Consider the following 20,579-nt stretch of genomic DNA (forward strand, 5'->3'; position numbering starts at 1 on the left):
CCGGCCGTCGGCCCCGGCCTCCCGGGCCGCAAAGTGGTCCCGCCCCTTCCACTTGCGACCGGAATCTCCACCAAACGTGTACGGAATGGGGGGAAACATTCCATTCCGGCCCCGGGTTAGCCACTGCGGCCTTCGGCAGGAAGAATGCCCCCGGGGCTGTGTTTCGCGGCCTGGTACGGGGAGGTGGCAGGCAAGTGGAGCAGCTGACGCAGCACGATCCGCGGCGGATCGGCCCGTTCGAGGTCCTCGGACGGCTCGGGGCCGGAGGGATGGGGCTCGTCTATCTGGCGCGTTCCGCGTCGGGTCGCCGGGTGGCGATCAAGACCGTACGGACGGAACTCGCCGAGGACCAGCTGTTCCGGGTCCGCTTCACCCGCGAGGTCGAGGCGGCGCGCGCCGTCTCCGGCTTCTACACGGCGGCCGTGGTCGACGCCGACCCGAGGGCGGCCGTGCCCTGGCTGGCGACGGCGTACGTGCCCGCGCCCTCGCTCGAAGAAATAGTGAACGAGTGCGGGCCCATGCCCGCGAACGCGGTGCGCTGGCTGGCCGCAGGCATCGCCGAGGCCCTCCAGTCCATCCACGGGGCGGGCCTGGTCCACCGCGACCTCAAGCCCTCCAACGTCCTGGTCGTCGAGGACGGGCCGCGCGTCATCGACTTCGGCATCGCGTCCGGCGTCTCCAACACCCGCCTGACCATGACCAACGTCGCGGTCGGCACCCCCGCGTACATGTCGCCCGAGCAGGCCCGCGACTCCCGCAGCGTCACCGGCGCGAGCGACATCTTCTCGCTCGGCTCCACCCTCGTCTTCGCCGCGACCGGGCACGCCCCCTTCCACGGGGCCAACCCCGTCGAGACCGTCTTCATGCTGCTGCGCGAAGGCCCCGACCTGGAAGGACTCCCGGACGAGCTGCGTCCGCTGATCGAGTCCTGCATGGGGATGGAGGCCGCCATGCGGCCCAGCCCCGCCGACCTCCAGGCCCAGCTCGCCCCGCACCTCTTCTCCTCCGGCGGCGACGACTCCGGCACCGCGTCCGCGTGGCTGCCCGGGCGGGCCACCGCGATGATCGAGCAGCGCCGGGGCGGCGGCCGGGTCACCCCCACCGCACCGGTCGCCCCGCCCCGCGATCCCTCCCCGCCGCCGCGTCCGCCGGGCCCGCCGCCGTTCCCGCCGCACCAGCGCGACCGGTATCTCGACCCGCGCACCGGTCAGGCCGCACCCCCGCCGGCGTACACGGACGGGCCGATCCGGCTCGCCGGGGCGAAGGTGCCGATCGGGCCAGGACCCCGGGTGGCCGACGGGCACGGGGCGGCGGCCGTCGTGGCCGAGGCCGCCACCGGCTGGGTGCGCGCGCCCGGCGGGGCTGCCATGAACGGGGCGCCCCTCGCGCCCGCCGCCGTACCCCCGCAGCCGCCCGAGGGGCCCGCGCCCGGCGGGTGGCGGCCGTGGCGCTTTCGGATGTCGAACGACGTGTGGGGGACGCCGGCCGTCGCGGGCGACCTGGTCTACGTCACCTCCTTCGAGGTCCACGCACTGGACGTGGCCTCCGGCCGCCGCCAGTTCAAGACGCGGGATGTCGCCTGGGCGATGGCGGTCTCCGGCGGCCGCATCCACGCCTCCGACGGACCCACGCTGTACGCGCTCGACGCGACGGACGGGGCGGAGCGCTGGCGGCTCCAGACCGACGCCTGGGTGTACTCGCTGAAGGCCGCGCGCGGCACCGTCGTCACCGGCACCCGGGGCGGCGGCGTCCAGGCCTGGGAGGCCTCCAGCGGCCAGAAGCTGTGGGAGGTCACCGGCGCCCAGACCGACTTCGAGACCCCCGAGGCGGGCCCCGACCTGCACGGCGACACCGTGTACGTCTGGCAGGACGCCCGCCTGCGCGCCCTCGACTCCCGTTCCGGCATGGAGCGTTGGTCGTACCCGATCGGCGACGCGGCGTCCTGCGGGAACGTGCCGGTGCGCGTGACGTCGGCCGAGGACGGTTATGCGTACGTCTCCGCAGGGACCCGTGTGCTGGCCGTCGACCAGGACTCCGGGCACGTGCGCTGGCACTTCGAGGCACCGGCGGTCTTCCTCTCGCCGCCCGCCTTCGCGCCGGGCCCGGCGGTCACCGGCGGCGGGATCTACCTCGCCGACTACCTCGGCACGGTGTACGCGCTGGACGCCTCCACCGGCAAGGACCGCTGGCGCATCGCGACCGAGTCCCGGCAGTCCACGGAACCGGTACTGGTGGCCTCCGGGCACGTGCACGTGGGCAGCGGCAGCGCGCTCTACACGCTGGACGCGGTCACGGGCACGCCCAAGTGGCGCTTCGCGGCGGGCGGCGAACTGGTGGGGGCGCCCGTGGTGGCCGACGGCCGGGTCCACTTCGGTTCCGCCGACCACTGCCTGTACACCGTGGACGCGGTGGGCGGCCAGCTCCGCTGGAAGCTCAAGACGGGCGGCGAGATCACCGGCTCCCCGGTCGCGGAGGCCGGAATCGTCTACGCGTGCAGCAAGGACCGGTGCGTGTACGCGCTGGACGCGGTGAAGGGGACGGCGACGGGGCGCGGGCGCTGAGCCTGCGGGGCTTCGGGTGCGGGCCGGTGGTGGGTTGCTGTCACTACCGGGGCTACGCCCCGGACCCCTGCCCGGGCTCCGCCCGCGCGTCCTCAATCGCCGGACGGGCTGATGTGTGCCGCCCGTCCATCGTCGGCACCTGGCCCGTCGCCTCCGGGGCGTACGTTGCCCCCTCGTCCGGCACAGGCGCAGCCGCAGGTGCCACGTCCCGACGGCCCCGGCGCGTCCGCCGGCCCCGGCGGCCGTTCATGATCGCCGCCGCGAGCAGCATCAGTACGCCGCCTCCCGCCGCGCTCGCCACCCCCATGCCCAGCCCCGACCCGTCCGCATTGACCGCGATGCCGCCCCCCGCCTGACCCTGCCGCACCATCCACAGCACCGTGAACCCGAGCGTGACCAGCCCCGCGAGCGCGACGAGCAGCCGGGAGCGGAGGAACACCGCGATCAGCACCACCAGCGCCGCGAAAACGAACGGCAGCAGCAGGGAACCGGCCAGCTCCGCCTTGACGTCTGTGATCCCGTCGAAGAGATCTTCGATGCGGTAGTCACGACCGCGCCGACCGTCGTTCCAGGCCCGGAAAGGGCTCCACACGGCGGCCGTCGCACCGGCGAGGGCGAGTACCGCACCGAGGGTGTTTCTGACCATCTCGGGCTCCTCGTGTCGAGGTTTTGCGAGGGTCTGCGGAGCTTTGACGCTACGCCCGAGGTTCCTGGACCGCCATGTGACAGGCGCTGCTAGGGTGTCATGCACTCGTCCTTACGGGTTCTTTACTTCGCGGCGGCTCCTGCCAGATCCGCCCGGGCAGCAATGCCCTTCTTCGTCCCATCTCGCTTCACATCAACGGGGGTTGGAAGCATGAAGCTCCGCCATGTCCGCGCAGTGGCCGTTTTCGGCATCGCCGTCGTCGCGCTCACCGGAGCCCGCGGCTCGCACGGCGGGAGCTGCGGCGGCGGCTCCAGCAGCCACGGCTCGTCCAGCAGCTCCAGCAGCGGGGGCAGCGACTCCAGCTCCAGCTCTTCCACCGGCGGCTACGACTCCAGCAGCTCCAGCTCGTCCTCCAGCGGCGGCTTCAGCTCCTCCACCACCGGCGGCTCGGACAGCACGTCCTCCTCCAGCTCCAGCAGCTCGAGCGGTTCCGTCTCCGGCGTGAGCGGCGGCGGCAGCAACGCGGCCAACCGCGACCTGACCATCACGGACTGCAAGTACGACCCGTCGCGCGGCATGCTCGCCACCATCACCGCCAGGAACAGCAGCTCGTCGAGCACCTACAACTACAGCTTCACGGTGAGCTTCACGAACAACGGCTCCACCGTCGGCTCCCGCTCCACCAGCATCTCCGCCGTCGCCCCGGGCCAGTCCCGCTCCGTCGACGTCTCCACGGTCTACGTGAAGCGCTCGACCGAGACCCTCTCGGGCCGCTGCGAGGTCAAGTACGCGAGCCGCACCAGCTCCTGAGCCGCATCCATGCCGAAGGGCCCTGCCGTGTGTACGGCAGGGCCCTTCGGCGTGCGGAGGGGTTCGTACGTCGTTCAGCCGGCCAGGTTCGCCGCCCGGATCAGGGCGAGCAGGTCCTCCTCCGGGATGCCCACCTTGCGGGCCTCCTCGACCAGTTCGCCGATCCGCTCCAGGACGCGGGCCCGCCCCGGTGACACCGGGTTGTCGACGACCACCGCGCCGCGTCCCCGCCGCAGCTCGATCAGGCCCTCCTCGCGCAGCCGCTGGTAACCGCGCAGCACCGTATGGACGTTGATGCCGAGCGAGCCGGCCAGTACGCGGGCGGCGGGCAGCCGTTCGCCGGGTTCCACCGTGCCGTCGGCGATGGCGGCGCGCACCGACGACGCGATCTGGTCGCCGAGCGGCACGGTGGACGCGGCGTCCAGTTTGAACAGCATGGTCAGCGGCCCTCTCGGTCTGCTCGGTCCTCCGTGCCCGCCCGCCGGTCGAGCAGGGTGGCGAGCAGCGCGGCACCGGTGGCCGCGTCGTCCACGGTGACCACGAACTCCCGGCCGCTCTTGCGCCGTACGACCAGGGCGTCGCCGGATCGGGTGACGAGGCCGGTGCGGTGCGCCCGCACCCGGTAGCCCCAGCCACCGAAGTCGGCGGTCGGGCTGATCCTACGGCTGGACGCCTCCGTGATGCCGCTCAGCGGTATGCGTATCGCGGGCCAGGGCAGCAGCGCCGGGGCGACGGTCAGCCCCCGGCGGTCCACCGTGACGTACGACGAGGACAGCAGCAGTGCGGCCAGCCCGAGCAGGCACAGCGGTGCGAAGACCGTCCAGCCCGCCGCCAGCCCGGCCACCGTGCCGCCCGCCAGCGTGAGGCATCCGGCCAGCAGCATCGTCCACGGGGCCAGCCCGCGCGCCCAGCTCGCCACCTCGCCCGAGGCCAGGTTGATCCGGTCCGTGGTGCCGCCCTGCGGGGTGCGGGGGCCGGGTCCCGGCGGCAGCCGGCCCACGATGACGCGGGCCAGCAGTGATCCCAGGAGCGCCGCCGCCGACGCCGCGCCGAGCGCGACGGCGAACTGCCAGGCGGGGAAGCGGGCCAGGGAGCCGTCTCCCGTGTCGGCGTTGGCGTGGAGCACGGCGGACAGGACGTACCCCAGGAAGGCGGCCGTGCCCCAGCCGCACGCGAGCATCGCCCACGTGCCGAGTGGGCCGGTGGGTGCGGCCCTGCCCGCGCCGCACCAGGTCCAGACCGTACCGAGCAGGAGCAGTACGCCGGCACCGACGAACAGGACGGTGTCGCGCCCGACGAAGCCGTTCGGGGTGCCCGAGCCGTCGTAGTGGGTGGCCACCCGGGCGGGCAGGGCGTCGTGGCGGAGGACGTAGGTCGTGAGGTAGGCGATCAGGGCCAGGGCGAAGGGGGCGAGGGTGAGCGCCGTGAGGCGCAGTCGGGCCGGACTCATGCGGATGCTGGTGCGCAGTGCCATGGTGAACCTCCAGTTGTTCGCATATTACTAGAACAACTGGAGGTGGGGGAAGAGTTGTTCGCCTTCGGTGCGAACAACTCTCTTACGGGTGACCCGTCGTGGGCCTTCCGTGGGCCTTCTCTGGGCCTCCCGTGGGCTTCCCACGGTCCCCTCAGCGAATCCGGAAGTCCGTACCCCGCTTCCCGAACAGCTCCGCCTGCCGGTCCGGCGGCAGATTCCCCAGCGCGATCAGGTGCGGGGCCTGTGCGTACGCCTGGGCGCGGGCCGCCTCCCTGGTCGCCCAGACCGCGCGGACCGTCCCCTGCACGGCCTCCGTCGGATGCCCGGCGATCACTTCCGCCGACCGCAGCGCCGCCGCCAACTCCTCGCCGTCCGGCGTCAGTTCGGAGACCAGGCCCACTTCGTACGCCCGGCGTGCCGACATCCGCTCGGCCGTCCCGAGCAACGCCATGCGGGCCACCTCGCCGTACGGCATCCGCTGGGCGAGCAGGGCCGTCTCGTACGCGCTGACCATGCCGTACGTCGTGTGCGGGTCGAAGAAGGTCGCGTTCTCGCCCGCCACCACGAACTCCGCCTCGCCCAGCAGGTAGAACGCCCCGCCGCAGGCCATCCCGCGCACCGCCGCGACCACCGGCTTCCAGAGGTCGTTGGCCTTCGGGCCGACGGTGAGGAGCGGGTCGTCGATCGCGTACGGGGAGGGCGGCTGGGGGACGTCCACCGTGCGATCGATGCCGGTGCAGAAGGCCTTCGGGCCCGCGCCGGTCAGGACGATCGCCCGTACGGTGTCGTCGAAGCGGAACTCCCGCCAGATGGCCGTGAGTTGGGCGGCGGTGGGGAGGTCGATGGCGTTCAGCTTCGCCTCGCGGTCGAGGGTGACGACGGCGACCCCGGTGTCCTTGTCGCGGTCCACCCGTACCGTCGGCGTCGGCGGCGTCACGGCCGCTCCAGCAGCCAGCGCGGGACCGTCGTGCCGTCCGGCAGCGTCCCGAAGGCCACCCGCACCCGGGCCCCGATGCGCAGCCGCGCCGGGTCGACGGAGTCGAGCGCCGCGTCGGGGGAGGCGACGACGTTGCCGACGAGACGGATGCGGGGGGCGTCCGCCAGCTCCACGATCACCGCGTTGTACGGGGCCTGCGCCGCGTAGGCGGGGAGCAGGGGCGGGTGCGGGACGACGTACGACCAGATCGTGCCGCGGCCGCTCATCAGGCGCCACTCGGAGTCGAAGGAGTGGCAGTGCGGGCAGCACGGGCGGGGCGGGAAACGGAGTTCGCCGCAGGCGGCGCAGGCCTGGACGCGGAGTTCGCCGCGGGCGGCGTACTCCCAGAAGGGGGCGCCGTCGGGGTCGACGACGGGGGAGAGGAGGTCGTTCGCGGTGTCGGTCATGGGGTGCTCAACTCCTCAGCAGCAGTGCGGACGTCGGGACGCCCTCGCCCGCCGTGACCAGGCAGGTGGAGGCGTTCGGGACCTGGGCGGTGGAGGTGCCGCGGAGCTGCTTCACGCCCTCGTTGATGAGGTTGAAGCCGTGGACGTACGCCTCGCTCAGGCCGCCGCCCCCCGTGTTGATGGGCAGGCGGCCGCCGCTCTCCAGGGCGCCGCCCTCGGTGAAGGCGGCCCCCTCGCCGCGCCCGCAGAAGCCGTAGCCCTCCAGGGAGAGCGGGATGAGGGGGGTGAAGGCGTCGTAGATCTGCGCGACGTCCACGTCCTGCGGGCCGAAGTCGGCCTGTTTCCACAGGTGTCGGGCGGCGGTCCAGGCGGGTCCTGTCAGCGGGTCGTCGTTCCAGTAGTTGACCATGCCGTGGTGCTGGGCGGGCAGGCCCTGGGCGGCGGAGTGGACGTACACGGGCGTGCGGCGGCAGTCGCGGGCGCGCTCGGCGGAGACGATCACGCAGGCCAACGCCCCGTCCGTCTCCAGGCAGTTGTCGAAGAGGCAGAGGGGTTCGCTGATCCAGCGGGCGTTCATGTACATGTCCCGGGTGAGGGGGCGCTCGTACATCATCGCGGCGGGGTTCTGGTTCGCCCGGTTGCGGCAGGCGAGGGCGACGTTGAAGAGGTGGTCGCGGGTCGCGCCGTACTCGTGCAGATAGCGGCGGGCCAGCATGCCGATCTCGTCGGCGGGCCGCAGCAGGCCGAAGGGGCGGGTCCACTGGGCGGGGGTGGGGAGTTGGACGGTGGTGTTCTTCCAGGGGCGCGGTCCGCTGCCCCGCTTGCGGGACCGCCAGGCAACCCCGACGCTCGCCTGCCCGGTCGCGATCGCGGACGCGAGATGGGCGACGGTCGCGCACGAACCGCCGCCCCCGAAGCCCACTTTGGAGAAGAAGGTGAGGTCCCCGGTGCCGACCGCCTTCGCGACCTCGACCTCGTCGGTCTCCTCCATCGTGTACGAGGCGAAGCCGTCGACCTCGGAGGGGTCGATGCCCGCGTCGTCGAGCGCGGCCAGGATGGCGCGGCACGCCAACTCCTTCTCGCTCTGCGGGAGTTGCTTGGCGAACTCGGTCTGCCCGATGCCGACTATCGCCGTCGCGTCCTTGAGTCCCGGCATGCTCCACAGCCTCTCCGCGCTCGTCCTGACAGCTGACCTCTTGCTGCTGACTGACTGCTGACAGCGCGTCAGGCTACAGCTAATCTGACGGATAGTCAGCTAGTGGTGTGGGAGGGCTTGCGATGCAGTTCGACGCACAGGACGACGTGATCGACACCACGGGGAGCACCCCGTGGGCCACCGTTCCCGAGCTCGTCCGGTACGCCGCCGAGCGGTACGGCGCGCGGGAGGCCGTCGTCGAGGGCCGCACCCGTGTCTCGTACGCCGAACTGGGCGAGCGCGTCGAACGCGCGGCGGCCGCCTGTCTCGCCCGGGGCGTGCGGCGCGGGGACCGGGTGGCGGTCTGGGCCCCGAACACCCTCGACTGGATCGTCTCCGCCCTCGGGGCGGTCACGGCGGGTGCGGTCCTGGTCCCCCTCAACACCCGCTTCAAGGGCGCGGAGGCCGCCTACGTCCTCGCCCGGTCCCGTACGAAACTCCTCTTCGTCACGGGCACCTTCCTCGGCACCTCGTACGTCGCCTCACTGCGCCGTGCCGCCTCGGAAGGCTCCGGTACCGGTCCCCTCCCCGGCCTCCCGCACCTCACCGACGTGGTCGTCCTCGCCGACGACGCCGCCCCCTCCACCTTCCTGACCTGGAAGGACTTCCTCGCGGGCGGCGAGTCGGTGAGCGGTGCGGCGGTCCGGGCACGCGCCGCGGCGATCCCGGGCTCCGACCCCTCCGACATCATCTACACCTCCGGCACCACGGGCCGCCCCAAGGGCGCGGTCATCACCCACGCCCAGACCCTGCGCGCCTACGACATCTGGACCGACCTGGCGGGCCTGCGCGAGGGCGACCGCTACCTGATCGTCAACCCCTTCTTCCACACCTTCGGCTACAAGGCGGGCATCATCGCCTGCCTCACCCGGGGCGCGACGATGGTCCCGCAGCCCGTCTTCAACGTGGACACCGTCCTGGCCAACATCGCCGCCGAACGCATCTCGGTCCTCCCCGGCCCCCCGACCCTCCACCAGTCCCTCCTGGACCACCCGGCCCGCGCCTCCCACGACCTGACCGCCCTGCGCCTGGTCGTCACGGGAGCCGCGGTCGTCCCCCTCCAGCTCGTCGAACGCCTCCGCTCCGAGCTGCACATCGCGACCGTCCTCACCGCGTACGGCCTCTCCGAGGCCTCCGGATTCGTGACGATGTGCCGCCGCGGGGACGCCCCCTCGACCATCGCCACCACCTCCGGGCGGGCGATCCCGGGCACGGAGGTACGGGTCGACGCCGCCCCCGGCGAGCCGGGCGAGGTGCTGGTCAGGGGCTTCAACGTGATGAGCGGCTACTTCGAGGACCCGTCGGCGACGCAGGCGGCGGTCACGCCCGACGGCTGGCTCCGCACGGGGGACGTCGGCGTCCTGGACCCGGCCGGGAACCTCCGGATCACCGACCGGATCAAGGACATGTTCATCGTCGGCGGCTTCAACGCGTACCCCGCCGAGATCGAACAGCTCCTGGGCCTGCACCCCTCCATCGCCGACGTCGCCGTCATCGGCATCCCGGACCCCCGCCTGGGCGAGGTCGGCAAGGCCTACGTGGTCCGCCGCCCGCACACCTCGCTCACCTCGGACGACGTGATCGCCTGGGCCCGCCGCGAGATGGCCAACTACAAGGTCCCGAGGGCGGTCGAATTCCTGCCGGAGCTGCCGAGGAACGCGAGCGGGAAGGTGGTGAAGGGGGAGCTGCGGGGGCGGGCGGGGCGCTGAGCCGGGCCGCTGAGCCGGAGCGCTGCGCCGGGCCGCTGACCCGGGTCGCGGGCCCTCAGCCCTCCGCCAGGGCCCTCCGTGCCTCCCCCTGCACCGCCCCGATCTCCTCCATCGCCGTGCGCCACTCCGGGGAGCCCGGGGCCGCCGTGCGGGCCGTGTACTCGGCCGTGCGCAGGCGGTCGGCCGTGGCCGGTGTGCGGGCTATTTCCATCGCCACCGACCAGCTCTCCAGGAACGCCGTGAGCGGGGCCAGCCGGCCCGTGCGCGCGGCCAGGGAGAGGGCCTCCTCCATCTGCCGCTCCATCTCCGGAAGCTGCGCGGGCGCCAGCCGGGCCACCGCCGCGCGCAGGGCGGCCGTGGTGCGGTCCGGGCGGGGCAGCAGGGGTTCCGTGCGGTCCGTGCGGGACGAAGGGTTGCGCTGGGCGGTCATTCCGGTCCTTCCGAGGCGGTCTCGTACGGGAGGAGGGCGGAACGGGGGCGCGGGTTGCCTCCGGCCCCGTACCCATCTGACCTGCGGATACGAGGTACGGGACAACCCGGCCCGGAAAGCGTGCGGCCGCGGCGGCTCCCCCTCCGCGCCGCCGCGGCCGATCCCCCGTGCGAGAAGGTCCTAGTTGGCCGGTTCCGACGAGGCGTGGGCGTCGTTCGGGGTGGCGGGGCCGCCCGAGGCATGGGCGTCCTTCGGCTTCACGGGCCCGCCGGACGCGTGTGCGTCCTGCGTGGTGACGGGCTCGCTGGAGGCGTGGGCGTCGTTCGGCTTGGTGGTGTTCTCGTCGGCCATGAAGAGTCAGCTCCCTGAATGAGACGGGCGGGCGGAGTGGTGCGGCCCGCCCGGCGGTTCCCCCGTTGGATCGCCGGGCGGGATGTGCGTCGCCGCACCGCAGAAGCGGTACGGCCGGGCATCGACCCGCCTGCCCCCCGACGCGACGGATCGATGGGTAGGAGAGTGCCGTGCGGCGATAAACGAACGATGAACGCCCCGCCCCGGCCCGGACGCACGTGTCAGCCGACGGGCACCCGGCGCAGCAGTCCCCGCACCTCGGAGGCCTCCGGGGAGCCGAGCCTCTCGTACGTCGCCAGGGCCTCCTTCCAGCACGCCTCGGCCCGCCCGGCCTGGCTCAGCAGCGACAGGCACCGGCCGAGGACCGTGAGCACGTTCGCCCGCCGCCAGTCCCCGCCGATCCCGTGCAGCACCGACAGCGCCTGCTCGGCCAGTGCGGCACCCTGCGCCGGCGCACCGTCCGCCAGCCGGGCCTCTGCCAGCCGGAAGAGGGTCATGCCCTGCCAGAACTGCTGCCTGCTCTCGGTGAACGTGTCGAGCGCCTCCGTCAGTACGGCCTCCGCCGCGCCCAGCTGCCCCGCGCCGGTCAGGGCCAGCCCCAACGCGTACTTCCCGTTGGCCAGCCGCAGCGCCAGCCCGGTCCCGTCCTTCTCGTAGATGCGGATGCCCTGCCGGGCCAGTTCGACGGCCTCGGCCGTGCGGCCGGTCGCCAGGTGCACCCGGGAGAGGTTGCACAGCGCCGCCGCCTCGCCGGGCTTGTTGCCGTCCGCCCGGAACGCGGTCAGGGCCTGGGTCAGGTGCGCCTCGGCGTCCTGGTGCCGGTTCTCGTACAGGGCGATGATGCCCCGCTGGTTCGGGGCCTGCCCCGAGGAGACGGGGTCGCCGGACGCGAGGCCGAGCTCCAGGGCGCGCCGCGCCTCGGCCTCGGCCTCCGCGAACTGGCCGGAGAGGCTGTGGACATGGGTGAGCATCGTGCGTGCCCGGCCCTCGGCCCGGGCGTCACCGGCCTGCCGGGCGGCTTCGCTCACCTCGGTCGCGGCCTGGGTGAACTGGAGCGAGTTCGCCCCGGTCTCGCCCAGGTCGACGGCCGCCATGAGCAGGTCGGCGGAGCGGCGCAGCATGCCGGAACCGGCCGACTGCCCGGCACAGGCGAGCAGTCCGCCGGCCTCGGTGAACAGCCAGTCCAGGGCCGCTTCCCGGGTGCGGAAGCCCAGTCCGGGCCGCGCGGTGGCGGCGAAGTGGTCGAGCACGCGCTCCCCGGGCCGCTCCAGCGCATACACCCCCGCCGCCGTCGCCAGATAGAAGTCCAGCAGCCGCGACAGCGCCGCCTCCCGCTCCGCCGGCGGCTGCTCGTCCCGCTCCGCGCACGCACGCGCGTAGAGCCGTACGAGGTCGTGGAAGCGGTAGCGGCCCGGCGACGCCGACTCCAGCAGCGAGGTGTCGACCAGCGCCTCCAGCAGGTCCTCCGCGTCGTACGGCGGAAGGTCGAGCACGGCAGCCGCCGCGGCCAGCGAGATGTCCGGGCCGTCCGCCAGGCCGAGCAGGCGGAAGGCACGCGCCTGGGCGGGCTCCAGCTGCCCGTAGCCCAGCTCGAAGGTGGCCTTCACCGCCAGGTCGCCCGCCTGCAACTCGTCCAGCCTGCGCCGCTCGTCCGCCAGCTTCGCGGCCAGGACCGAGACCGTCCAGGTGCGGCGCGCGGCCAGGCGGGCGGCGGCGATCCGGATCGCGAGGGGCAGGAAGCCGCACGCCCCGACCACGTCGAGCGCCGCCTCGCGCTCGGCCGCCACCCGCTCCGCGCCCACGATCCTGGTGAAGAGCTGGAGCGCCTCCTCGGGCGACATGACGTCCAGGTCCACCAGGTGCGCGCCCGCGAGGTCGACCATGCGGGTGCGGGCGGTGATCAGCGCCGCACACCCCGGCGTCCCCGGCAGCAGCGGCCTGACCTGCGAGGCGTCCCGCGCGTTGTCCAGCAGGACGAGGACCCGGCGGCCGTCGAGAGTCGAGCGGTACAGCGCCGCCCGCTCGTCGAGCGAGTCGGGGATCGCCGTGTCCGCCGTGCCGAGCGCCCGCAGGAACGCGCCCAGCACCGTCTCCGGCTCGGCGGGCCGCGACCCGGCGCCCTGGAGGTCGACGTACAGCTGCCCGTCCGGGAAGTGCGGCCGCGCGGCGTGCGCCACGTGCACGGCGAGGGTGGTCTTGCCGACGCCGCCGATCCCGGCCAGCGCCGAGACCGCCATCACGCTGGTCTCGGCCAGCGCCAGCTGCTCACCGAGTTCGCGTACGAAGGAGGCGCGCCCGGTGAAGTCCGGCACGGTCGCCGGGAGTTGGGCGGGACGCACCGGGGCGGGCGCGGTCGCCGCCGGGGCCTCCACGGGGCGGGCCAGTTCCTCGTCGGCGGCGAGGATGCGCTGCTGGAGGCGGGAGAGTTCGGGGCGCGGGTCGACCCCGAGTTCGTCGGCGAGCAGGCGGCGCGTGTCGGCGTACACGGCGAGCGCCTCCGCCTGCCGCCCGCACCGGTACAGCGCCAGCATGAGCAGCTCGCGCAGCCGCTCCCGCAGCGGGTGCGCGGCCGTCAGCGCGGTCAGCTCCGACACCGCCTCCGCGTGGCAGCCGACCTCCAGGTCCAGGTCGAGCCGGGTCTCGGTGAGCTGGAGCCGCCACTCGTCGAGGCGGGCGCGCTGCGACTCGGCGTACGGTCCCGGCACGGAGGCCAGCGCCTCGCCGTCCCACAGCCCCAGCGCCTCGCCCAGCTTCTCGCGCGCCGCACAACGGTCGCCCTTGGTGCGGAACTTCTCCGCCTCGGCCGCCAACTCCTGCGCCACCGCAAGGTCCAGGGCCCCGGGCGCGGGCCGGATCGCGTACCCGCCGGCCACGCTGACCAGCACGTCCGCCCCGAGTGCCTTGCGCAGGCGGGAGGCGTACGTCCGGATCGCGGCCAGCGCCTGGGAGGGCGGCTCCTCGCCCCACACACCGTCGATGAGCTCGGCGGCGGTCGCGGTACGGCCCTCGCGCAGCAGGAGCAGGGCGAGCAGGGCGCGCTGCTGCGGCGAACCGGCGGGCACGGGCTCGCCGCCGCGCCAGGCGCGGACCGGTCCCAGGATGCTGAAGCGCAGGTCAGCAGGGGTGGCGTCGTCGCTCGGTACGTCGCGGCCGCCCGGTATGCCGTCCATCGCACTCCCCCTGCTGTTACTTCCCGTAGCGCCCTTGTTGCGGCTCTTGTTGACAGGGCCAGTTTGCCTTGTCCATGCCGAACACGTCAGCAGCCGAACCTCAGAGGAACCTCAAGAATGCGGGCGGACACTGCGTGCTCCTTGGTGTGCGGTCGTGTGCGCACGGATACCTGACGGATCGTCAGATCGGCGGTACCGTGGCGCTGGTTGAAGCCCGGTGCGGTGACGAACAGGGAGACGTACGACATGGACGGAACACCTGGAACCTCTGGAATACCCGGAACTTCCGGAATACCTGGAACTTCCGGAGCGGACAGCACCTTCCCGAAGATCATCTCGGTGGACGACCACACCGTGGAGCCCCCCGGCGTCTGGCAGGACCGCCTCCCTGCCAAGTACCGCGACATCGGCCCGCGCATCGTGCGCGCCCCCCTGAAGGAAATGACCTTCCTGGGCGGCAAGTTCGCCCCGGTCATGGGGGAGAAGGGCGACGACGGGCCGATCGGCGACTGGTGGATCTACGAGGACCTGCACCGCCCGCTCACCCGGCTGGACACGTCCGTCGGCTACGACCGGGACGAGATCAAGCTTGAGGTCATCACGTACGAGCAGATGCGTCCGGGCTCCTTCTCCGTCCCCGATCGCCTCGCCGACATGGACGTCAACCACGTCCAGTCCGCCCTGTGCTTCCCGACCTTCCCGCGCTTCTGCGGCCAGACCTTCACCGAGGCCTCCGACCGCGAACTGGGCCTGCTGGGCGTGCGGGCGTACAACGACTGGATGGTGGAGGAGTGGTGCGGCCCCGAGGCCCACGGCCGCCTCATCCCCCTCACCCTCGTCCCGCTCTGGGACGCGGAGCTGGCCGCCGCCGAGGTCCGCCGCAACGCGGCGCGGGGCGTCCGCGCGGTCGCCTTCTCCGAGATCCCGCCGCACCTGGGCCTCCCCTCCATCCACACGGACGACTGGGACCCCTTCCTCGCGGCCTGCGACGAGACCGGAACGGTCGTCGCCATGCACATCGGCTCGTCCTCGAAGATGCCCTCGACGTCCGCCGACGCCCCGCCCGCCGTCGGCTCCACCATCACCTTCGCCAACTGCTGCTTCTCGATGGTGGACTGGCTGATGAGCGGCAAGTTCGAACGCTTCCCGAACCTCCGGATCATGTACGCGGAGGGCCAGATCGGCTGGATCCCGTACATCCTGGAACGCGCGGACGTGGTCTGGGAGGAGAACCGCGGCTGGGGCGGCGTCGCCGACAAGGTCCACCGCCCGCCGTCCGAACTCTTCACCGAGCACGTCTACGGCTGCTTCTTCGACGACGCGTTCGGGCTGAAGAACCTGGATGCGATAGGCGTCGGCAACGTCCTCTACGAGACGGACTACCCCCACTCGGACTCCACCTGGCCGAAGTCGCGCGAGGTCGGCGAATCGCAGATGGGCCACCTGGCCCCGGACGTGGTGGACCGCATCGTCCGCGGCAACGCCATCGACCTCCTCGGCCTGACCCCGGACGGCCTCTGGCCGGGCAAGTAGGCGCCACGGGGGCGTACATCCCGGCCTCCCTCACCGGCGCCCCCCGGCCCACCCCTGGTGCGCCGCCCCGCTCCCTTGGGCGACGGTGCCGCCCCAAGGGGGCGGAACGGGCGGGCAAGGGGGCGGCCACCCGACACCGGCCCCGCCCGGTTCCGCCCCGAGCCCGCACCTGGGCGTACAGGACGCCCCCGCCCGCACGGACCCCTCCGGCCGGCCCGGCAGGAAGCAGGTCTCGCCGCAGTCCCGCAGGTCACAGGGGGATCAACACCCTGACGCAAGGAAGAGGGACTCCCTCTCGCGACCAGCAACTAAAATCTATCTCGGCGAGGGTAGACATTCGCTTGCGTCGTGGCTATGGTTTCTCTCGTAGCCGAGATCAAGACAGGCCCGGCAGGGACGAACTGGCGGGCAGCAGTACCGCAGTACGCAGGACGGTGCGGTGGTGGAGTACCGAAGCCAAGGAATGTGCAGTACGGCGACGGGACTGGCGACCGGACCGGGTGGCCCGCAGTGATCAGGGGCCGCCAACAGCAGTACGAGCAGTACAAGCAGTACCGGAAGTGAGCAGTACCCCGCAGTTCATGCAGTGGCAGTACCGGAAGTTGTTTCCCAGAGGGAGAACGGAGGAGCCAGACGCCATCAGGATCGCCCGGGCGAAAGAGTGAAGGCCCGGGTACCGCAGGACATCGCGATAGTGAGGTGGTCTCCGGTCAAGCAACCGCGATCCCCGCAGTCCCGACGCACGACAGGTCGGGTGTGCGGAAACAGAAGGTCGGCGCAGCATCAAGGCCGACAGATGGTGTAGCAAGTTCCTTCGGGGCCCTGGTGCCGTTCGGCGCCAGGGCCCCTCCACGCGTTCCGCGGAGAGGCACACATGACGACAAAGAGGTGCAAATGACAGTAGACGACTCGCTCGGCCGTCTCGACGACGATGATTACCCCGCCTACACCATGGGCCGGGCCGCCGCGCTCCTGGGGACCACGCAAGGGTTCCTCCGCGCCATCGGCGAAGCCCGTCTGATCACCCCGCTCCGCTCCGAGGGCGGCCACCGCCGCTACTCCCGCTACCAGTTGCGCATCGCCGCACGCGCGCGGGAACTCGTCGACCAGGGCACCCCCATCGAAGCCGCCTGCCGCATCATCATTCTTGAGGACCAGCTCGAAGAGGCCCAGCGGCTCAACGCCGAGTACCGGCGTGCCGCGGAGGCGGAGAAGCCGCCATCGGCTGTCTGAGCCATGCGTGCGGTGCGACGGGGCGGTGCGGAGGTTTTCCGCACCGCCCCGCCGGGTCTTCCTGCTCCTCGCGTGCATCAATTCCTGCCGCCGTGAAGTGAAATTGTCTTCAGTCCAGAGGGTGTTGGCCCCGTGCTACTGTCCGCGTGGGGCGTCGATACGTGATCAGGCATCCGTTCATTACGGGTTCGGCGTACTGCCCAAAAGGAGACCTGAAATGGCGACCGGCACGGTGAAGTGGTTCAACGCGGCCAGGGGTTTCGGTTTCATCGAGCAGGACGGGGACGGCGTGGACGTGTTCGCCCACTTCGCGAACATCGCAGGTGAGGACCCCCAGCCGCTGGCCGAGGGGCAGAAGGTCACCTTCGACCTCGTCCCGAGCGAAAGAGGCCCGATGGCAGAGGGCATCACTTCTCTCTGACCTCGCTGCACGCATTCCCGTCTTCATTTCCCGAGCGCACGGGAAATGAAGACGGCAATTCCCGCCGCGCCCTGCCGAATGCGTGCCAGATGGAAATGCGGATGCGTGGGAGTTCCCTCCTTCACCCGCCGCCTTCATACCGTCCCGGGCGCCAGCCGTCTTCGCCGGGACCGCCGGAAGGTGTGACCGGGGTCACGGGAACCTGGAGGGCGGGGGCGGACAAGGAGAGGTGTGAAGCCGACTTCTGTGCATGCCCGCATCCGGGCGGGCGATCCCGAGGTGTTCCGGGAGCTCTTCCGTGAGCACTCCGCGCTGGTGTACCGGCACGCCGTCCGGTACGGCGGTGACTGGGCCGTGGCCCAGGACGTCGTGTCGTTGACCTTCCTGGAGGCCTGGCGGCTGCGCGAGAAGGTGCGGGACGAGGGGGAGAGCGTACGGGTGTGGCTGATGGGCATCGCGACGAACGTGCTCCGCAACACGAACCGGGCGGCCCGGCGGCATCGGGCCGCCATGGGACGCGTTCCGGCGGTCGAGGCCGTGCCGGACTTCGCCGACGAGGTGGTCGGGCAGATGGCCGATGCCGAGCAAGTGGCCGCCGCGCAGCGAGGGTTGGCGCGATTGCGGCGCAGTGAGCGGGAGGTGTTCACGCTGTGCGTGTGGGCCGGGCTCGGGTACGCGGAGGCCGCCGAGGCGCTCGGTGCGCCGGTCGGGACCGTGCGGTCCCGGCTGTCGCGGGCGCGGGTGCGGCTGCGGAAGCTGGCTGCCGAAGAGCTCGTGGCACTGCGGGCGGAACCCGCCGCGCGGCGCGGACAAGTACCGGGTGGCCGCATCGGTGCGGCCCGGTCGACCGAAGGGCGGAACCGATGAGGCTCAACCCGTGGGCGCGTCACCGCGCATCCCGTGAGGAGGCCGACCTCGCGGAGCTGGGGCGGCTGCTTCCGGCGCCGGGGGAGCCGGTTCTGCCGGACGACTGTCAACTCCGGTTGGAGGGACGGTTGATGAGTCAGATCCAGAGTGAGGTCCAAGGCGAGGTCCCCGCGGCCCGGTCGCGTCGCAGGTCCCGGTACTTCGTCGTACCGGCCGTGCTGTTGGCTCTGGGAGGCGGGGCGGTCGGCGCACACCGGTTGCTCACGGACCGGCCCGCGACGGACAACGGGGAGATCCAGTGCTTCCCCACGGCGTCACTGCGGGGACCGAGCGCATGGACGGATTCCCTGCCGGAAGGCGAGGACTGGTACCCGATGGGTCCTCGGGTCACTGCCCGGATCGCCCTGAACACCTGTGCACGCCTGTGGGAGGCGGATCTGATGAGCCCCGAGGAGGGCGATGCGACCAAGGGGCGGAAGCAGCCCATCATCATCCCGACCGCCACCCCCGGCCGAGGCAAGTCCCCGGCGCTCGCCGCATGCGTCCTCGGCGACGGTCAGGCCGCCGTCTTCCCCGGGGACGACCGCACCACCTGCCAGAACCTGGGGCTGGCCCGCCTGGCGGACCGGGAGTAGCGCGGCTCGGGCTCAGTGCTCCGGCGGGTCGAAGGTCTGCACCGAAGTGCGGAAGGGGGTGCCCCGGCCGTCCCACGGGGACACGGGGGACACCGGGGTGAGGAGCACGAGGAAGTCCGGCAGGGTACGGCTGCCCGGTTCCGCCTCCCAGTCGATCAGGTGCACGGTGACCGTGTGGCGGCCGGGAGAGAGGGGGATCGCGTAGCCGTCCGAGCCGACTGTCTCGATGCCGCCGAGGTGGGCTCCGCCGGGGGAGACGAAGAGATACGGGTCGGAGGTCACCAGTGTGTGAGCGGCCTCCCGGGCGGTCGGGCGGGCCGGGGCCGCGGTGGTGCCGACGCGCACCGCGACCTCGAAGGTCCCGTCGCCCCCGACATTCAGCGGGACGAACGCTCCCGCCTCGATATGGCGGGCGATGTCCTCGTCCTCCAGGAGTTCGTTCTCCCAGGTGTCGTGGTCGACCACGGCGGTGAAGTGCTCGGGGTCCCAGAGCGCGAGCATGCCCGCGTCCGTGGTCGCCGTAGTGCGGGGGCGGGGTGTGGGTGTGGCCGTGGGCTGGGTGTCGCGCATGCCCGCATTGTCCCCCGTGAGCCTCTGGCCAGGGCGTCAGCCCGTGGTCGGGATGCGGGCGTGGGTGACGGCGGCGGAGGCGGTGTACTCCGTTTCGCCGGCGGTGATGCGGTGTGTCAGGTCGGTGACCGTGCGGTCGAAGTGGTCCGGGCGGACGCCCGCCTCCCGGGCCGCTTCGGCCATGTTCCGGGCGGCGGCCACCACCAGGTCGAGGGACTGGGCGTAGACGGGCGGGGCCGAGGAGTCGATGTCGGCGGCCATGACCGGCAGCATGCCGATCATGCTGCGCAGCCACGCCGTCAGGTGTTCGGTGAAGGCGGTGGCCGTCGTCTCCTTGTGGGAGGTGGCCACGGCCACCGCGTGGAAGAACCCGGCGAACATCATGTCCATCGCGCTGAGGAGCGCGAGGTCGTAGAGGGAGGCGAGCGACACGTCCGTGCCCAGGTGGTGCGGGGTGCCGAGCACCGCGAGGGTGGTGCGGTGCTGGTCGAAGGGGTCCTCGGCGCCGCTGTAGAGAAGGAAGGCCTCCGGCGTCGCGATCTGGTGGGGGACGGCCATGATGCCGCCGTCGAGGTACGTCGCGCCCAGGGCCTGCGCCCAGGCTTCCGTCCCGCGGGCCTGGGCGGGGGAGCCGTTGGTGAGGCTGACGAGGGTACGGCCGTGGAGGGCGCCGGCGGCGGGGGCCAGGAGGGTGCGCTGGGTGTCGTAGTCCAGGACGCAGGAGATCGTGAGGGGGCTCGATTCGATCGCATCGCGGACGGACGTGGCGAGGGTCGCGCCCCGTGCGACCAGCGGGTCCGCCTTGGCGGGGGTGCGGTTCCAGACCGTGACCCGGTGGCCCGCCGTGAGGAGCGCGTCGGCGAGGGCGTAGCCCATCAGGCCGAGGCCCAGGACCGTCACGGCGGGGGCGGGTGTGGTGGGTGCGGGCATGGCGGAGCTCCCTTGCGGAGGGGGTGGAGTGGGCCCGAGCGGGCTGACTCCAGCTTCGGGGCGTGTGCCGCCGCGCTCAAGTACGTACTAAAAGGTGGGTGGTCGGTGCACCCGGGGGAACCTGCGCGCCACGGGTGGCGGAACGGCTTCGTCCGGGTACACGACGGGAGACGCCCGACGGGCGGAGCGACGAGGAGGCCACATGAGTGACGGGACAGTCGTGCTGCTGGTCCTGGCGGGGCTCGCGGTCGTGGCGATGGTCGTGGTCGCCGTGATCCTGCTGGTCAAGATGGTGAAGGCGCGGAAGCTGCTGAACGAGGCGGGGATTCCGGTCGAGAACAAGTTCCTGTTCTGGGGGGCCGTGGTCTACCTGGTCAGCCCGGTGGACCTGTTGCCCGACCCCGTACTGCTCGACGACATCGGGATCATGCTGATCGCGCTCCGGTCGCTGTACGCCGCCGCGGAGAAGGCCGGGGTGGGTCGCGGGCGGCGGGAGCCGGTGACGATCGAGCGGGCGGACTGGTCCGCCAAGTAGCCCCGTCCGCCCAGGAGCAGCCCGGTCCGCCCAGTGACCCGGGCCAGTGAGAGCGGGCGGTGTCCCACCCCTTGTCTGACGGCGTGTCAGCTATGACGATGGGGCGGTCGTCGTGCGTATGACGAC

Annotated in this window: 21 protein-coding genes; 9 read left to right on the forward strand and 12 right to left on the reverse strand. The window is 72.3% G+C overall.

Going from position 1 to position 20,579, the window contains the following annotated elements; translation table 11 throughout:
• Window positions 1–194: 194 nt before the first annotated feature.
• The gene (locus ACIO3O_RS32015; RefSeq protein ID WP_401751982.1) at window positions 195–2,561 is read left to right on the forward strand and encodes a serine/threonine-protein kinase; all 2,367 of its coding nucleotides are present in this window, start codon (window positions 195–197) and stop codon (window positions 2,559–2,561) included.
• 52 nt (window positions 2,562–2,613) lie between these two features.
• Here ACIO3O_RS32015 and ACIO3O_RS32020 read toward each other — a convergent pair whose 3' ends face one another.
• On the reverse strand, window positions 2,614–3,207 hold the full coding sequence (locus ACIO3O_RS32020) for a hypothetical protein (RefSeq protein WP_401751984.1): 594 nt from the start codon (window positions 3,205–3,207) through the stop codon (window positions 2,614–2,616).
• A 210-nt stretch (window positions 3,208–3,417) separates the two neighbouring features.
• On the opposite strand from ACIO3O_RS32020, the gene ACIO3O_RS32025 reads away from it, so the two are divergent.
• Window positions 3,418–4,017 (forward strand): hypothetical protein, encoded by a 600-nt coding sequence (locus ACIO3O_RS32025; protein WP_401751985.1) that lies wholly within the window; start codon window positions 3,418–3,420, stop codon window positions 4,015–4,017.
• 74 nt (window positions 4,018–4,091) lie between these two features.
• Here the strand turns inward: ACIO3O_RS32025 and ACIO3O_RS32030 are convergent, their stop codons facing one another.
• The 5 genes from ACIO3O_RS32030 to ACIO3O_RS32050 all read right to left on the reverse strand — a co-directional run bounded on the left by ACIO3O_RS32030 (window position 4,092) and on the right by ACIO3O_RS32050 (window position 8,030).
• Window positions 4,092–4,454 (reverse strand): GntR family transcriptional regulator, encoded by a 363-nt coding sequence (locus tag ACIO3O_RS32030; RefSeq protein ID WP_401751987.1) that lies wholly within the window; start codon window positions 4,452–4,454, stop codon window positions 4,092–4,094.
• A 2-nt stretch (window positions 4,455–4,456) separates the two neighbouring features.
• Window positions 4,457–5,491 (reverse strand): DUF1648 domain-containing protein, encoded by a 1,035-nt coding sequence (locus ACIO3O_RS32035; protein WP_401751989.1) that lies wholly within the window; start codon window positions 5,489–5,491, stop codon window positions 4,457–4,459.
• 151 nt (window positions 5,492–5,642) lie between these two features.
• The gene (locus ACIO3O_RS32040) at window positions 5,643–6,428 is read right to left on the reverse strand and encodes an enoyl-CoA hydratase/isomerase family protein (RefSeq protein WP_401751991.1); all 786 of its coding nucleotides are present in this window, start codon (window positions 6,426–6,428) and stop codon (window positions 5,643–5,645) included.
• Entirely contained in the window at window positions 6,425–6,874 is a 450-nt protein-coding gene (locus ACIO3O_RS32045) for a Zn-ribbon domain-containing OB-fold protein (RefSeq protein ID WP_401751993.1), read from the reverse strand. The genes ACIO3O_RS32040 and ACIO3O_RS32045 overlap by 4 nt, the downstream gene beginning before the upstream one ends.
• 7 nt (window positions 6,875–6,881) lie before the next feature.
• Window positions 6,882–8,030, reverse strand: coding sequence for a lipid-transfer protein (locus ACIO3O_RS32050; protein ID WP_401751995.1), 1,149 nt, complete (start codon window positions 8,028–8,030; stop codon window positions 6,882–6,884).
• 122 nt (window positions 8,031–8,152) lie between these two features.
• Here ACIO3O_RS32050 and ACIO3O_RS32055 point away from each other — a divergent pair, with 122 nt between their 5' ends.
• On the forward strand, window positions 8,153–9,778 hold the full coding sequence (locus tag ACIO3O_RS32055) for a FadD3 family acyl-CoA ligase (protein WP_401751997.1): 1,626 nt from the start codon (window positions 8,153–8,155) through the stop codon (window positions 9,776–9,778).
• A 55-nt stretch (window positions 9,779–9,833) separates the two neighbouring features.
• Here ACIO3O_RS32055 and ACIO3O_RS32060 read toward each other — a convergent pair whose 3' ends face one another.
• The 4 genes from ACIO3O_RS32060 to ACIO3O_RS32075 all read right to left on the reverse strand — a co-directional run bounded on the left by ACIO3O_RS32060 (window position 9,834) and on the right by ACIO3O_RS32075 (window position 13,977).
• Window positions 9,834–10,208, reverse strand: a complete 375-nt coding sequence (locus ACIO3O_RS32060) for a DUF6247 family protein (RefSeq protein WP_401751999.1) — start codon at window positions 10,206–10,208, stop codon at window positions 9,834–9,836.
• A 180-nt stretch (window positions 10,209–10,388) separates the two neighbouring features.
• Window positions 10,389–10,559 carry a hypothetical protein gene (locus ACIO3O_RS32065; protein ID WP_401752001.1) on the reverse strand — a complete coding sequence of 57 codons (171 nt, stop codon included), beginning with the start codon at window positions 10,557–10,559 and terminating at the stop codon, window positions 10,389–10,391.
• Window positions 10,560–10,780: 221 nt separating this feature from the next.
• The gene (locus ACIO3O_RS32070) at window positions 10,781–13,729 is read right to left on the reverse strand and encodes a BTAD domain-containing putative transcriptional regulator (protein ID WP_401752002.1); all 2,949 of its coding nucleotides are present in this window, start codon (window positions 13,727–13,729) and stop codon (window positions 10,781–10,783) included.
• A gap of 86 nt (window positions 13,730–13,815) precedes the next feature.
• Window positions 13,816–13,977, reverse strand: a complete 162-nt coding sequence (locus tag ACIO3O_RS32075; RefSeq protein WP_401752004.1) for a hypothetical protein — start codon at window positions 13,975–13,977, stop codon at window positions 13,816–13,818.
• A gap of 91 nt (window positions 13,978–14,068) precedes the next feature.
• Between ACIO3O_RS32075 and ACIO3O_RS32080 the strand changes: the two genes are divergently transcribed.
• The 5 genes from ACIO3O_RS32080 to ACIO3O_RS32100 all read left to right on the forward strand — a co-directional run bounded on the left by ACIO3O_RS32080 (window position 14,069) and on the right by ACIO3O_RS32100 (window position 18,418).
• Window positions 14,069–15,262, forward strand: a complete 1,194-nt coding sequence (locus ACIO3O_RS32080; protein WP_401752006.1) for an amidohydrolase family protein — start codon at window positions 14,069–14,071, stop codon at window positions 15,260–15,262.
• Window positions 15,263–16,156: 894 nt separating this feature from the next.
• Window positions 16,157–16,495 carry a MerR family transcriptional regulator gene (locus tag ACIO3O_RS32085; RefSeq protein ID WP_401752008.1) on the forward strand — a complete coding sequence of 113 codons (339 nt, stop codon included), beginning with the start codon at window positions 16,157–16,159 and terminating at the stop codon, window positions 16,493–16,495.
• Window positions 16,496–16,712: 217 nt separating this feature from the next.
• Window positions 16,713–16,916, forward strand: coding sequence for a cold-shock protein (locus ACIO3O_RS32090; protein WP_401752010.1), 204 nt, complete (start codon window positions 16,713–16,715; stop codon window positions 16,914–16,916).
• Between the two features lie 231 nt (window positions 16,917–17,147).
• Window positions 17,148–17,783: an RNA polymerase sigma factor gene (locus ACIO3O_RS32095; RefSeq protein ID WP_401752012.1), complete on the forward strand. Its 636-nt coding sequence runs from the start codon at window positions 17,148–17,150 to the stop codon at window positions 17,781–17,783.
• Window positions 17,784–17,914: 131 nt separating this feature from the next.
• A complete protein-coding gene (locus ACIO3O_RS32100; protein WP_401752014.1) occupies window positions 17,915–18,418 on the forward strand; it encodes a hypothetical protein in 504 nt (167 codons plus the stop codon).
• Window positions 18,419–18,430: 12 nt separating this feature from the next.
• On the opposite strand, the gene ACIO3O_RS32105 is transcribed toward ACIO3O_RS32100, so the two are convergent.
• Complete coding sequence (locus tag ACIO3O_RS32105; protein WP_401752016.1) at window positions 18,431–18,988, reverse strand: hypothetical protein; 558 nt, start codon at window positions 18,986–18,988, stop codon at window positions 18,431–18,433.
• A 36-nt stretch (window positions 18,989–19,024) separates the two neighbouring features.
• On the reverse strand, window positions 19,025–19,918 hold the full coding sequence (locus ACIO3O_RS32110) for an NAD(P)-dependent oxidoreductase (protein WP_401752018.1): 894 nt from the start codon (window positions 19,916–19,918) through the stop codon (window positions 19,025–19,027).
• A 202-nt stretch (window positions 19,919–20,120) separates the two neighbouring features.
• Here ACIO3O_RS32110 and ACIO3O_RS32115 point away from each other — a divergent pair, with 202 nt between their 5' ends.
• Complete coding sequence (locus tag ACIO3O_RS32115; RefSeq protein ID WP_401752020.1) at window positions 20,121–20,453, forward strand: YkvA family protein; 333 nt, start codon at window positions 20,121–20,123, stop codon at window positions 20,451–20,453.
• Window positions 20,454–20,579: the final 126 nt, after the last annotated feature.

Origin of the sequence: Streptomyces sp. NPDC087440 (assembly GCF_044744005.1) — a bacterium.
GTDB lineage: Bacteria > Actinomycetota > Actinomycetes > Streptomycetales > Streptomycetaceae > Streptomyces.